This is a genomic window from Butyricicoccus sp. AM78-15b2TA (assembly GCF_027665985.1).
Taxonomy (GTDB): domain Bacteria; phylum Bacillota; class Clostridia; order Oscillospirales; family Butyricicoccaceae; genus Agathobaculum; species Agathobaculum butyriciproducens.
Genome location: NZ_JAQEHY010000004.1, coordinates 39,300 through 52,544 on the forward strand (window position 1 = coordinate 39,300; position 13,245 = coordinate 52,544).

Sequence of the window (13,245 nt, forward strand, 5' to 3'; positions counted from 1 at the left end):
TGTACCTCGGTTTTTATACAAGGGAAGAAAAAATGTGTCCGGAGGACGCGGTTTTTCTTCAGCATTCGATCGAAAGCGTGGTTTCGATCGAGAGGCTGCTCGAAAAACGATAGTTTTTCGACAGCCTCAGACTGTATCGGTGATACAGTCTCTTTTCCTTATCTTATACGCCAAATACGGAATCCGCATAATGCACGGTTGCCATAGCGTCCTTCGCGTAGCAGTCCGCGCCGATGGAATCTGCGTATTCCTGCGTAAGCACGGCACCGCCGACAACGACCTTGGTGCCCGGTTTTCTCTCACGCAGCTGCTTAATGGTTTCTTCCATGCTGACAACCGTCGTCGTCATCAGTGCACTCAGGCCGACCACCGGAACATCTTCCTTGATAGCGGTATCAACGATCACCTCGGGCGGAACGTCCTTGCCGAGATCAAGCACCTGATATGCGTAGTTTTCCAGCAAAACCTTGACAATATTCTTGCCGATATCGTGAATATCTCCCTTGACGGTCGCAAGAATAATTTTGCCCTTAATCTGCTGGCTCTCGCCCTTCATCGCGTCCTTTACGACTTCGAAAGCCGCCTTGGCCGCTTCTGCGCTCATGAGCAGCTGCGGCAGGAATACGGTGCCCTTCTCGAAGCCCTTGCCGACGCGGTCAAGCGCCGGAATCAGCTCGTTATTGACGACCTCGAGCGGTGGAACCGTCTGCAGCATTTCCTTTGCCGCGTCGATCGCGCGCTCACGCAAGCCGCGTTCAATGCTCTCCGCGAGCGGCATCGCCGTGCCGCCTGCTGCCGCAGGAGCCGCTGCCGGCTGGTTGCCGTAGGCCGCAATGTAGCCTGCGCACTGCTCATCCAGATTGGCCAGCGCCAGATAGGAACGGTACGACCTCATCATCGCCTCGTTATTCGGGTTGATGATCGCGCAGGACAGACCGCTCTGCATCGCCATCGTGAAGAAGTTCGAGTTGACAATCTCACGCTGCGGCAGACCAAATGAAATGTTCGATACGCCGAGAATCGAGTGACCGTGCAGCTCATCACGAATGCGGCGCAGCGTTTCAAGCGTTACGAGAGCCGAACCGCTGTCCGACGAAATGGTCATCGCCAGACCGTCAATCACGATATCCTCATGCGGAATACCGTATTTCTCCGCTGTATCGTAAATCTTCTTTGCAATCCGGATGCGGCCCTCTGCCGTGGACGGAATGCCGTTTTCATCCAGTGCCAGACCAACAACAACACCGCCGTACTTGCGTACAAGCGGGAACACGGCTTCCATGCTTTCCATCTTGCCGCTGACCGAATTGATCATCGGCTTGCCGTTGTACAGACGCATGCCGCGCTCCATTGCGATGGTATCCGAGGTGTCAATCTGCAGCGGCAGCGCGATAACACTCTGCAGGCGCGTAACAACGCGCTCCATCATCACGGGTTCGTCGATTTCAGGCAGACCGACGTTGACATCAAGGATATGTGCGCCGCTGTCCTCCTGCGCCATGCCTTCACCGAGGATGTACTCGATGTTATTCTCGCGCAGAGCCGCCTTGAATTTGCTCTTGCCGGTCGGGTTGATACGCTCACCAATGATAACCGGCTTCGGACCGATCTCCACGGCCTGCGAGAACGAGGAGACCACCGTGCGGCGCTTGGCTACCGGCGGTCGGAACGGTACTTTGCGGCACTTTTCGATGGTCAGCCGCAGATGCTCCGGTGTGGTGCCGCAGCAGCCGCCAAGCGCCTGCACGCCCATACCTGCAATTTCTTCCATCAGGTCGGAAAACTCAGCAGGCGCGATATCGAATACCGTCTTGCCGTTTTCGCTGCGCGGCAGACCGGCATTCGGGTTGACGATGATCGGCAGTGAGCTGACCTGCGTCAGTCGTTCGATGATCGGGTGCATCTGCTTCGGTCCCAGACCGCAGTTAACGCCGAGCGCGTCTACGCGCAAACCCTCGAGCATGGCAACCGTGGAATCCACCGTGCCGCCGGTCAGCAGCTTGCCTTTTTCGTCGAAAATCAGCGTTACGAGCACCGGCAGATCGCAGTTTTCCTTGGCAGCCAACACGGCCGCCTTAGCCTCGTAGCTGTCGCTCATGGTTTCGATGAGCACGAGGTCTGCGCCCGCCGCCGCGCCGATACGGATGGTTTCGCCGAACAGCTCGACCGCACGCTCGAACGGCAGATCGCCCATCGGCTGCAGCAGCTTGCCGGTTGGGCCAATATCGAGCGCAATATAGGCGTCCTCTCGGTCTGCCTGCTGACGCGCGGTTTTTGCATGCGAAACTGCAGCTTGTACGATTTCCTGCAGGTTATCCGGATATTTAAGGGCATTTGCACCGAAAGTGTTGGTGTTCACTACATCACAGCCAGCTTCAAAGTAGCTGCGGTTCAGCGCAATAATCTCATCCGGATGGGACAGGTTCCACGTTTCCGGCAGTTCACCGGCTTTTAAGCCGTGCTCCTGCAGGATGGTGCCCATGCCGCCATCGAAAAATACCCATTCTTTTCCCAGTCGTTCGGTCAGTTTCATTCTTTTCATCTCCTGTAAGCGCAATCCGTCTTGCCGCATTCCTCACAGCCCTTGCGGTGACACGGCTGCGGTGTTTCAGACAGACCGATTACCGCCGTTACCGACTTGATAGGTGCCAGAAGACAGCTTTCGGTCACGGTCAAGCCAATCTTGCGCGGCGTATCCAGCAGGCGGCTGAAATCCCGCTGGTGTGCGATCGGAAAATCGCCGTAGCCGGGACTGAACCGCGGCCGGCAGTACATGCCGCGCTGCGCTGCGTCCTGCCGGATGTGTTCGTTGACCTCATCGCAATAGGTCTCGACCATGGCCGCTGCCGCCGCCTGATAGATCACCGCGTCGCTCATCCGGACTGCAGACGCGCGGGCAATCAGGCGATCCGGTCCGATGCCGAGCGTTGCTGCCATCAGACAGACCTCGCTGCAGCCCTGCAGATTGCGTGCCAGATTTTTGCTGTGAATTTGTACATCTGCGATCTCGAGTGTTTGCGCGTCAATATGCTGCAGCGGAAACACGCGGTAGATCGATTTGGGTTCTGCCGCCTGCTGCAGTGCTTCACCGCATCGTGTCAGGCTGGCCTGCACAGCCTCATCCGGCTGCGTGCCGTGATAACCCATGTAGCGGATGGCTTCCGATCTGTCCAGTTCAATCACTTGAGAATCTCCGACAGGCTGGACTGAATGCCTGCGGCAATTTCCGGCTTGTTCATCGAGTAAACATGGATATGGTTGACGCCGTTTGCAATCAGGTCGATGATCTGCTCGGTCGCGTAGATAACGCCTGCCTGCTTCATAGCCGCCGGATTGTCACCGAAACGGTCAACGATGGCCTTGAAGCGTTCGGGCAGGTAGGTGCCGGACATAGAAGTGATACGCTTGATCTGCTTGACATTCGTCACCGGCATAATGCCTGCAACAACCGGAACCGTAATGCCCTTTTCTCGGATACGGTACAGGAAGTTGTACATGATGTTGTTATCAAAGAACATCTGCGTGGTCAGAAATTCACAGCCTGCGTCTACTTTTTCCTTGAGGTGCAGAATATCCTCGGTTTTATTGGCTGCCTCAACGTGACCCTCCGGGTAGCAGGCGCCGCCAACGCAGAAATCGCCCTGCGACTTGATATCGCGTACCAGTTCAGCGGCATAGTGGTAGTCAGAATGCGGAGCGCCGCCCTCCGGAATATCACCGCGCAGTGCAAGAATGTTCTCGATACCGGCATCCTTATACTTTTTTACCATCGCTGCAACGTGCTCACGGGTAGAGGAAACACAGGTCAGATGGGTCAGAACGGTAACATCATACTTCTTCTTGAGATCTGCCGCGATGTTGACAGTGTGTTCGCTCGTGCCGCCGCCTGCACCGTATGTAACGCTCATAAAGTCCGGACGCAATGCCGCAATTTCCTGCGTTGCGTGTGCGACAGACTCATAGCTGCTGCTGGTCTTGGGCGGGAATACCTCAAAAGAAAGGGTTACTTTGTCCTGATTCAAAAGTTGAGAAACCTTCATATTGCATCTCCTATGTTTCTACTTGTATTTCTGTTTAATAAAAGACACGATTTTGATCCGAGCGAAAATTCTATACGTTCCAAAGCCGTAGTGTTTATTATATCACATTTCCCTACTTTATTTCCAGACAAAAATACGATATAATATAACGTATCGGAGGGATTATTTTGACCGATATGCTTAAGAACTGTCAGCTGTGTCCGCGCGCCTGCGGCGCAGACCGCACAAAGAGCCGCGGAGCCTGCGGTGCAGGCATCGAAATCGAAGCTGCACGCGCATCGCTTCATATGTGGGAGGAGCCGCCGATTTCGGGTACAAATGGCTCGGGCACGGTGTTTTTCTCTCATTGCTCGCTCGGCTGTGTGTTCTGCCAAAACCGCAAGATCAGCCGCAGAGAGGCCGAGGGACAGAACATTACGGTAGATGCACTGGCGAAAACCTTTCTCTCTCTGGAGAAAAAAGGTGCGCATAACATCAACCTTGTTACCGGCGCCCATTATGTGCCGCAAATTATCGAAGCGCTGCAAATTGCCCGAAAACAGGGGCTTTCACTTCCTGTTGTATACAATTCCAGCGGATATGAGCAGGTGGAAACGCTGCAGCTGCTCGATGGTCACATTGACATCTATCTGCCGGATTACAAGTATTACAGCAGCTACTATGCAGGTCTGTACTCGCATGCGGAGGATTACCGTGAGTTCTCCGTTCCGGCTATTGATGAAATGGTGCGCCAGACAGGTGCACCGCAGTTTGATAAAAATGGTCTGCTGAAGCGTGGCACCGTCATCCGGCATTTGATGCTGCCCGGACTGGCCGGCGACACCGCGCAGGTGCTCCGGGATATTGCCTCTCGATGGGGTGACAGCGTGCTTGTCAGCCTTATGCAGCAGTACACGCCGTTTGATATGCAGGATTATCCCGAGCTTGACCGCACCATCACCGCAGAGGAGTACGCAGATGCCTGTACGCTGTTCGGTGAGCTTGGACTCGGCGGTTTTTTTCAGCAGGACGAATCCATCAGCGAGAGTTTTATTCCCGCCTTTGACGGCACAGGATTGGAGGAAAATTAACATGAAAACCGTTCTCAGCATTGCAGGCACCGACCCGACAGGCGGCGCAGGTATTCAGACCGACCTGAAAACCTTTGAAGCCTTCGGCGTGTATGGCATGGCCGTTATCACTGTCGTGTGTGCACAAAATACCACTGGTGTATTCGGTATGCAGCCGGTTTCCGCTGAACTGGTTGGCAAACAGATTGACTGTGTGTTTGACGATATTTTCCCGGATGCCGTCAAGGTCGGCATGCTGTATGACGCAGAGATTATTCACACAGTAGCGGAGCGCTTGAAGGCGTACCAGGCCAAGAATATCGTACTCGACCCGGTAATGATGTCCTCAAGCGGTACCGCGCTGCTGCATCACGATGCGGCAAAGGTTCTGCAGGAGGAGCTGTTCCCGCTGTGCACTCTGGTAACGCCTAATCTGCATGAGGCAGCCGCTGTCTGCAGCCATAGCATCACCAATCGTGAAGATATGGAGCAGGCGGCACGTGAAATCGTCGGCAAGACCGGCGGCGCCGTTCTGGTCAAGGGTGGTCATCTGGCAGACTGCGCAGATGATCTGCTGTTTGACGGCACAGAAATGCACTGGCTTCCCGCGCCGCGTATTGATAACCCGAACACGCACGGTACCGGCTGCACGCTATCCAGTGCAATCGCATGCGGACTGGCACAGGGCGTGTCGCTCGTCGGCAGCGTCAAGCGGGCCAAGCGGTATCTGACCGCCTGCATTGACTTTAGGCTGGATCTTGGTCACGGTTCCGGTCCGCTGCAGCACCGCATTGTGGATTGGGAGAACTGGCATGCGTGAACTGCGGTGCATTCCCGACGCAGGCCAAGCATTTCAATTTTTCAAAATGTAAGCAGGAAAAAGCGCAAAGAATACAGGGGCAAAAGGCTGAAGAAGGCTTCTTGTCCCTGCACTCATTTACACTGCACCGGTGTTGTTTCACACCTTAATCTAAAGCAAAAAAGACGAGTAAGCAAACCCCATTCGGAGAAACTTACTCGTCTTTTTTTGCGCGCTGTTTTCAGCGCGCCCCATGTTTTATCCGTTTGCGGTGCTGCTCCATGCCTGATGCAGATCAGGGAACGGAGCAAGCGCACGATCGAGAATGCCGTGCATATGAGCGATGGCAATGCCATAGTTGGTCATCGGCACATTCCGCTCGGCGCTGTGCCGCAGACGATACTGCATTTCCCGCTCGTTCAGCATGCAGCCGCCGCAGTGCACGACAAGTGCGTACTTGCTCACGTCCTCAGGAAACTCATTACCCGCGGTAAACGAGAACTGCACATCTTTGCCGGTAAATCTGCGAATCCAGTTCGGCAGTTTTTCCGTGCCGATATCGCCGCACTGGCGGTGATGCGTGCAGCCTTCGGAGATGAGCACAGTATCGCCATCCTGCAAAGAATTCAACTGTGCAGCACCGAGAATCGCCTGCCGTAGATTGCCTTTGTATCGGGCAAACAGGATGGAGAATGAGGTCAGCCGGACATTTTTCGGCACCAGCTTGTCCACAATGCCGAACGCCTGCGAATCCGTGATAACCAGCCGCGGCGGCTCACGCAGGGATTCCAGCGTGCGGGTCAGCTCGGTTTCACGGGTGACAAGCGAAATTGCGCCTGCTTCCAGAATATCGCGGATGGTCTGCTGCTGCGGCAGGATGAGCCGGCCTTTCGGTGCAGCTGAGTCGATCGGCACGACCAGTACGACTGTGTCATTCGGCGCAAGCAGGTCAGCAACCAGACGTTTTTCCGGCTCGGTCGGCTTGACGGCTCGTGCGATTAGTTCCTTGAGTTCACGGATGTTGCTGTCGGCTGCTGCGCTGATGTAAATCTCGTTTTCCGGCATGGCGGCAGGAACCGAAGTCAAATCCGCCTTGTTGTGCGCGATGACAAACGGAATCTCCCGCTTGCGGAACAACTCAAGCAGTTCCTGCTCGGCAGGCTGCAAACCGCGCGTGCTGTCCGTGACAAGAACCGCAATATCCGTCTTGTCCAGCACGCGGAGCGCCCGGCGGACACGTTCCTCACCGAGCGTGCCCTCATCATCAATGCCCGGCGTGTCGATGATAACCACCGGACCGATAGGGAGCAGTTCCATCGCCTTCTGCACCGGATCGGTGGTCGTGCCCTTGACATCGGAAACAATGGACAGTGTTTGTCCGGTCACGCGGTTTACCACGCTGGATTTGCCCGCATTGCGCAGGCCGAAAAAGCCGATGTGTACGCGCTCGCCGGAGGGCTGTGTGTTCAGTCCCATAGGAAACCCTCCTTAGAAGCGGAAATCACGGCGGTTGGAGCTGCAGATATCCTTGATATGCTCGGCTGCAATTTCGCGTACCTTATCGCGCGGGATTTTTTTAAGTTCCTCCTGAATCAGCTCCATGCCGACGCGCCTGGTGTCCTCGCTTGCGTAATCGACCAGATACTCCGCGAGTGTCATCAATGCGTTCGGGTGGCAGCAGTTGAGGATCTGACCGTTCTTGCACAGGCTCATGAAACGGTCGCCGGTGCGCCCCTCGCGGTAGCAGGCGGTGCAGAACGACGGAATAAACCCAAGCTGCATGAGCCAGTGAACAACCTCATCGAGCGAGCGCTGATCGGATACATCAAACTGCTCAGAGTCGTGCGGACGCTCCTCTTCCTCATAGCCACCGACCGAGGTACGGGAAGCACCGCTGATCTGCGAAATGCCCAGACCAAGTGCCCTCTCACGCACCTGCTGGCTCTCGCGGGTGGAGATGATCATGCCGGTGTACGGCACGGCAATGCGGATGCACGCGATAACCTTTGCGAACAGCTCGTCGCTCAGGCCGTTGTCGAATACATCCGGGTCAATATCGTCCGCGCGCTTGATACGCGGTACGCTGATAGTATGCGGGCCAACGCCGTGTACAGCCTCCAGATGCTCGGCGTGCATGAGCAGACCAGCGAACTCGTACTTGTACATTTCCAGACCGAACAGAACACCCAGGCCAACGTCGTCGATACCGCCGTCCATCGCGCGATCCATTGCTTCGGTGTGGTAGTCGTAATCGTGCTTCGGACCTGCCGGATGCAGCTTGAGGTAGCTCTGCTTGTGGTAGGTCTCCTGGAACAGAATGTAAGTGCCGATGCCGGCGTCCTTCAGCTTGCGGTAGTTCTCGACTGTGGTCGCCGCAATGTTGACGTTGACACGTCGAATTGCACCGTTTTTATGTTTGATGGAGTAAATGGTGTTGATGCACTCGAGAATGTACTCAATCGGGTTGTTGACCGGGTCCTCACCGGCCTCGATGGCAAGGCGCTTGTGACCCATATCCTGCAGTGCGATAACCTCGCGGGCAACCTCTTCCTGCGTCAGCTTTTTGCGAGTGATATGGCGGTTTTTTGCGTGATACGGACAGTAAACACAGCCGTTTACGCAGTAATTCGACAGATACAGCGGTGCAAACATAACAATACGGTTGCCGTAGAACGCCAGCTTGATCTCCTCGGCCAGCTGATACATCTCCTCGATCTTCTCGGGGATATCGCAGGCCAGCAGCACAGAGGCTTCGCGATGCGTCAGACCGGCACAGTGTACGCCGGTAGCCGTTTTCTGCGGACGGGCCTTTTCCAGAATGCTGTCGATCAGCTCGATGTTGTGTTTGTTCTCCTCGGCGTATTTCAGCGTTTCAAGGATTTCCTCATGGTTGATAAACTCCTCTGCATGGAGTGATTTCGGGTTGTACTGAGCCATTTTTTCGTTTTCCTTTCTTATCTTGCGGTCAGAGGATTACTCTTTCCGTCAGAGTCCCTTAAAATGTATCACTTATCGGATAATATCTCCGCGTGCGGTAACAATCCGGCAGCCGACCGACGCCACACGGCGCGACAGGCAGCCGATGCACTGTGCAGCCTCCTCACCGGTACATAGTTTGCCGTCGTACAGTGCATATTTTTTTCGCACCCCAAGCGGAGACAGATTGGGCATCACTACGTTTGCACCAGCCTGCAGTCCGCGTTCGCGGCCGTCCGGCCGGATGGTGCCGAGCGCCGTTGTGGCGGGCAGCAACAAATTCGGTTGAATCAACCGCAGCAGTGACAGCAGATACACTGTCTGCTCACACGTTCCGGCCGAAAAATCGCGGAACGGTGTGTCCTTCTGCGGAATAAACGGGCCGATACCGCACATCTCCGGCCGAAATTTTTCGATGAACTTTAAGTCCTCAGCGAGTGTTCGTGCCGTCTGATACGGCGAGCCGACCATAAAGCCGCAGCCGGTCTGGTAGCCGATGTCTTTCAAATCACGAAGGCAGCGCATACGGTTGTCAAACGACATCTGCGCCGGATGCAGCTTTTCATAATGTGCCTTATCGGCGGTTTCGTGACGGAGCAGATAACGGTCCGCGCCTGCGTCGAACATCGCCTGATAGGCTTCACGAGGGAACTCTCCGAGCGACAGCGTTACTGCACAATCCGGGAACTCTGCTTTGATCTGTCGTACCAGATGGCAAACCACATCGACTGAGAATGCGCTGTCCTCGCCGCCCTGCATGACAAAAGTGCGGAAACCGAGCGCATAACCTTCCCGGGCACAGTCCAGTATCTGCGCCTCGGTCAGTCGGTAGCGGTCACATGCGGGATTGGAGCGCCGGATACCGCAGTAATAGCAGTCGTTGCGGCAGATATTGCCGATTTCGATCAGTCCTCGAATGTACACATCCATACCGTATACCTGTTTTCGTAAGGCAACCGCTTTCTCCGCGGCATAGGCCGCCAGTTCGTCGCTCTGGTTTTCGATCAGATATTCGTATTCCTCTATTGACAGGCTGTGCTGCGCTTCCAGCCGGTCAATGAGCTGCTTCGCCTTATTCATCGCTCTGCACATTGGAATATGCGGTCTTGACGCTGATACCGTCCAGATTGCCGATCTTGCCGGACAAAGCCGAGATCACATCCTGCGGCGCATCAATGGCGATGGACACAATGTTGATATTGCGCGCTCGATAGGGAATACCCATGCGCCCGATGATATAGCTGCCGTACTCATGCAGCAGGGTATTGAGCCGTTCCACAGAATCCGTGTTCTCTACCACGATTCCCATTACGGCAACTCTTGTTTGCATAAAAACACCTCGGAATAAAAAATAACTGCGTCCTCTGAAAGACGCAGTCCGGTACAGATATAAACGGCGCTTCCGTGCAGGAAACGCTGCAATACAATATGGACGGCTCCTTTCATGCAGAATCTGCGGACGCAGAGGCTTACTGTCAGGATCGCTACATCTATTATAGAGGATAGTCGGCAGACCCGCAAGCAAAACCGACGATTTTATGCAAAGAATTATTTTCGCAAAAATATGTATGATATTTTTGTCGAATTTTATCCTTCCAAATCTATATCTTGTATGGTACAATGCAATAGCAGCACATGATGTATGGGTATGTACTTTTACACTTTACCTGTAAACGGCAGTGCTTTTTTGTTCGCTTTTTGTCGGACAATATGATATAATAATGAACGTATGAAATTTAGAGAGGAAGAACAACACATGGTTCGAGTTGTCAAAAAGGATCACACCAAAGAACCGTTTAACATCCAGAAGGTTGTTATCGCCGTTAATAAGTCGGCAAACCGTGTCCTCTACAACTTTACAGAGGATGAGTTGAAGTCGATCTGCAATCATGTCGAGGGTTATATCCGTGACCATCACATGACCGAGATTCAGATCTGGCAAATGCACAACATCGTTGAGTCTGCACTTGAGTCGGTGCAGCCGGAGGTTGCCAAAAGCTACCGCGACTACCGCAACTATAAGCAGGATTTTGTCGGCATGCTGGACAGCGTATACCAGAAAAGCCAGTCTATCATGTATATCGGCGATAAGGAAAATTCCAACACGGATTCCGCGCTGGTCTCCACTAAGCGCAGCCTGATCTTCAATCAGCTCAACAAGGAGCTGTACCAGAAGTTCTTTATGAACACCGAGGAACTGCAGGCCTGTCGGGACGGCTACATTTACGTCCACGATATGTCGGCACGCCGCGATACCATGAACTGCTGCCTGTTTGATGTAGCGAGTGTCCTCAAGGACGGCTTTGAGATGGGCAATCTGTGGTACAACGAGCCAAAAACACTTAATGTTGCATTTGACGTGATCGGTGATATCGTGCTTTCCGCTGCAAGCCAGCAGTACGGCGGCTTTACCGTGCCGTCGGTCGATCTGCTGCTCGAGCCGTATGCCGAGCGCAGCTACAAAATGCTGACCGAGAAGTATACTCGTCTGGGACTGGATGCTGATACGGTCGAGAAGGAAGTTATGGCGGACATTCTCAACGACTTTGAGCAGGGCTTCCAGGGCTGGGAGTACAAGTTCAACACGGTAGCATCCAGCCGCGGCGACTATCCGTTCATCACCATGACAATGGGAACCGGCACCGGTCGTTTTGCCAAGCTGGCCTCCATTACCATGCTGAATGTACGCCGCAAGGGGCAGGGCAAAAAAGGCCAGAAAAAGCCGGTCCTGTTCCCGAAGATCGTATTCCTGTACGATGAGAACTTGCACGGTCCCGGCAAGCTGCTTGAGGATGTATTTGAAGCCGGTATCCTGTGCTCGTCCCGTGCGATGTATCCGGACTGGCTGTCGCTGACCGGTGAAGGCTATGTGCCGAGCATGTATAAGAAGTACGGCGCGATCATCAGTCCGATGGGCTGCCGCGCGTTCCTGTCTCCGTGGTACGAGCGCGGAGGCATGAAGCCCGCTGATGAGAGCGACAAGCCGGTATTTGTCGGCCGCTGGAACATTGGCGCGGTATCGCTGCACCTGCCGATGATCTACGCTAAGGCACAGCAGGAGAGCCGTCCGTTCCGCGAGGTACTCGACTATTATCTGGAGCTTATCCGCAAGCTGCATATCCGCACCTATGCGTACCTGGGGGAGATGCGTGCATCTACCAATCCGCTGGCGTACTGCGAGGGCGGTTTCTACGGCGGACATCTCAAGCCGTCGGACAAGATCAAGCCGATCATGAAAACCGCTACTGCGTCGTTCGGCATTACTGCACTTAACGAGCTGCAGGAGTTGTACAACGGCAAATCGCTTGCCGAGGACGGTCAGTTTGCCCTCGAAACACTGCAGTATATCAACGATAAGGTCGAGCAATTCAAGAACGAGGACGGCAATCTGTATGCTATCTACGGTACACCGGCAGAGAGTCTGTGCGGTTTGCAGGTCGAGCAGTTCCGCAAGAAATACGGCATCATCGAGGGTGTTTCCGATCGTCCGTATGTCTCCAACAGCTTCCACTGCCACGTTACCGAGGACCTGACACCGATTCAGAAGCAGGATCTTGAGGGTCGTTTCTGGAATCTGTGCAACGGCGGTAAGATTCAATACGTCAAGTATCCGATTGACTACAACCATGAGGCGATTCGCTCTCTGGTGCGCCGCGCCATGGCAAAGGGCTTCTATGAGGGTGTCAATCTTTCACTCGCGTACTGCGATGACTGCGGTCATGAGGAACTGTCTATGGATGTCTGCCCGAAGTGCGGCAGCCGCAACCTTACCAAAATCGAGAGAATGAACGGCTATCTTTCCTACTCTCGCGTGAAGGGCGATACGCGCCTGAACGATGCCAAGATGGCCGAAATTGCTGAAAGAAAGAGTATGTAACACGAATGCAGTATCACAATATAACCAAGGACGATATGCTCAACGGCGATGGCCTGCGTGTTGTGCTGTGGGTGGCCGGCTGCGGACACGCCTGTCCCGGCTGTCACAACCCCATCACATGGGACGCGGAAGGCGGTCTGCTGTTTGATCAGGCAGCAAAGGCTGAGCTGTTCACCGAGCTTGGCAAGGACTATATCTCCGGCATCACGTTTTCCGGCGGTGATCCGCTTTTCCCCGGCAACCGCGAGGAGATCAGCGAGCTGTGCCGCGAGGTTCGGCAAAAGTTTCCGGATAAGACCATCTGGCTGTATACCGGCTACCGTTGGGAGGAAATCAAGTGGCTGCCGTTTCTCGATCAGATTGACGTGCTGATCGACGGTCGTTTTGTACAGGCGCAGGCCGATCCGCAGCTTCACTGGCGCGGCAGTGCCAACCAGCGCGTGATTGATGTTCCGCGCACGCTTGCGGCTAACAGTATCGTCCTGCATGACGATAAGTAAAAAG

General features: G+C 54.5%; 11 protein-coding genes. 4 read left to right on the plus strand and 7 right to left on the minus strand.

Features of this window, described 5'->3' with window-relative positions:
- Positions 1 to 163: 163 nt before the first annotated feature.
- Genes PGS25_RS05270 through metF form a run of 3 tightly spaced genes read right to left on the minus strand, consistent with a single transcriptional unit; the run spans position 164 to position 4,040 of the window.
- Positions 164 to 2,533 (minus strand): homocysteine S-methyltransferase family protein, encoded by a 2,370-nt coding sequence (locus tag PGS25_RS05270; RefSeq protein ID WP_270417911.1) that lies wholly within the window; start codon positions 2,531 to 2,533, stop codon positions 164 to 166.
- 5 nt (positions 2,534 to 2,538) lie between these two features.
- Positions 2,539 to 3,183, minus strand: a complete 645-nt coding sequence (locus tag PGS25_RS05275) for a vitamin B12 dependent-methionine synthase activation domain-containing protein (RefSeq protein ID WP_270417912.1) — start codon at positions 3,181 to 3,183, stop codon at positions 2,539 to 2,541.
- Positions 3,180 to 4,040: a methylenetetrahydrofolate reductase [NAD(P)H] gene (metF, locus tag PGS25_RS05280; RefSeq protein WP_110436794.1), complete on the minus strand. Its 861-nt coding sequence runs from the start codon at positions 4,038 to 4,040 to the stop codon at positions 3,180 to 3,182. The genes PGS25_RS05275 and metF overlap by 4 nt, the downstream gene beginning before the upstream one ends.
- A 176-nt stretch (positions 4,041 to 4,216) precedes the next feature.
- On the opposite strand from metF, the gene PGS25_RS05285 reads away from it, so the two are divergent.
- The gene (locus tag PGS25_RS05285) at positions 4,217 to 5,110 is read left to right on the plus strand and encodes a radical SAM protein (RefSeq protein ID WP_270418013.1); all 894 of its coding nucleotides are present in this window, start codon (positions 4,217 to 4,219) and stop codon (positions 5,108 to 5,110) included.
- A gap of 1 nt (position 5,111) precedes the next feature.
- Positions 5,112 to 5,909, plus strand: coding sequence for a bifunctional hydroxymethylpyrimidine kinase/phosphomethylpyrimidine kinase (thiD, locus tag PGS25_RS05290; RefSeq protein ID WP_270417913.1), 798 nt, complete (start codon positions 5,112 to 5,114; stop codon positions 5,907 to 5,909).
- Positions 5,910 to 6,146: 237 nt separating this feature from the next.
- Here the strand turns inward: thiD and hydF are convergent, their stop codons facing one another.
- From hydF to PGS25_RS05310, 4 genes are all read right to left on the minus strand, one after another.
- Positions 6,147 to 7,364 (minus strand): [FeFe] hydrogenase H-cluster maturation GTPase HydF, encoded by a 1,218-nt coding sequence (hydF, locus tag PGS25_RS05295; RefSeq protein ID WP_270417914.1) that lies wholly within the window; start codon positions 7,362 to 7,364, stop codon positions 6,147 to 6,149.
- A gap of 12 nt (positions 7,365 to 7,376) precedes the next feature.
- A complete protein-coding gene (hydG, locus tag PGS25_RS05300; RefSeq protein WP_119194651.1) occupies positions 7,377 to 8,825 on the minus strand; it encodes a [FeFe] hydrogenase H-cluster radical SAM maturase HydG in 1,449 nt (482 codons plus the stop codon).
- Positions 8,826 to 8,897: 72 nt separating this feature from the next.
- On the minus strand, positions 8,898 to 9,944 hold the full coding sequence (hydE, locus tag PGS25_RS05305; protein WP_270417915.1) for a [FeFe] hydrogenase H-cluster radical SAM maturase HydE: 1,047 nt from the start codon (positions 9,942 to 9,944) through the stop codon (positions 8,898 to 8,900).
- Complete coding sequence (locus PGS25_RS05310) at positions 9,937 to 10,194, minus strand: TM1266 family iron-only hydrogenase system putative regulator (RefSeq protein WP_110436788.1); 258 nt, start codon at positions 10,192 to 10,194, stop codon at positions 9,937 to 9,939. The genes hydE and PGS25_RS05310 overlap by 8 nt, the downstream gene beginning before the upstream one ends.
- Positions 10,195 to 10,620: 426 nt before the next feature.
- Here PGS25_RS05310 and nrdD point away from each other — a divergent pair, with 426 nt between their 5' ends.
- Both nrdD and nrdG read left to right on the plus strand, forming a co-directional pair.
- A complete protein-coding gene (gene nrdD / locus PGS25_RS05315) occupies positions 10,621 to 12,741 on the plus strand; it encodes an anaerobic ribonucleoside-triphosphate reductase (protein ID WP_118480065.1) in 2,121 nt (706 codons plus the stop codon).
- Positions 12,742 to 12,746: 5 nt separating this feature from the next.
- Positions 12,747 to 13,241: an anaerobic ribonucleoside-triphosphate reductase activating protein gene (gene nrdG, locus PGS25_RS05320; RefSeq protein WP_270417916.1), complete on the plus strand. Its 495-nt coding sequence runs from the start codon at positions 12,747 to 12,749 to the stop codon at positions 13,239 to 13,241.
- Positions 13,242 to 13,245: the final 4 nt, after the last annotated feature.

Excerpts from the sequence above, each read along its gene's own strand:
- PGS25_RS05270 (WP_270417911.1), bottom strand. The coding sequence starts at position 2,533 with ATGAAACTGACCGAACGACTGGGAAAAGAATGGGTATTTTTCGATGGC.
- metF (WP_110436794.1), bottom strand. The coding sequence starts at position 4,040 with ATGAAGGTTTCTCAACTTTTGAATCAGGACAAAGTAACCCTTTCTTTT.
- PGS25_RS05285 (WP_270418013.1), top strand. The coding sequence starts at position 4,217 with ATGCTTAAGAACTGTCAGCTGTGTCCGCGCGCCTGCGGCGCAGACCGC.
- thiD (WP_270417913.1), top strand. The coding sequence starts at position 5,112 with ATGAAAACCGTTCTCAGCATTGCAGGCACCGACCCGACAGGCGGCGCA.
- hydF (WP_270417914.1), bottom strand. The coding sequence starts at position 7,364 with ATGGGACTGAACACACAGCCCTCCGGCGAGCGCGTACACATCGGCTTT.
- hydG (WP_119194651.1), bottom strand. The coding sequence starts at position 8,825 with ATGGCTCAGTACAACCCGAAATCACTCCATGCAGAGGAGTTTATCAAC.
- hydE (WP_270417915.1), bottom strand. The coding sequence starts at position 9,944 with ATGAATAAGGCGAAGCAGCTCATTGACCGGCTGGAAGCGCAGCACAGC.
- PGS25_RS05310 (WP_110436788.1), bottom strand. The coding sequence starts at position 10,194 with ATGCAAACAAGAGTTGCCGTAATGGGAATCGTGGTAGAGAACACGGAT.
- nrdD (WP_118480065.1), top strand. The coding sequence starts at position 10,621 with ATGGTTCGAGTTGTCAAAAAGGATCACACCAAAGAACCGTTTAACATC.
- nrdG (WP_270417916.1), top strand. The coding sequence starts at position 12,747 with ATGCAGTATCACAATATAACCAAGGACGATATGCTCAACGGCGATGGC.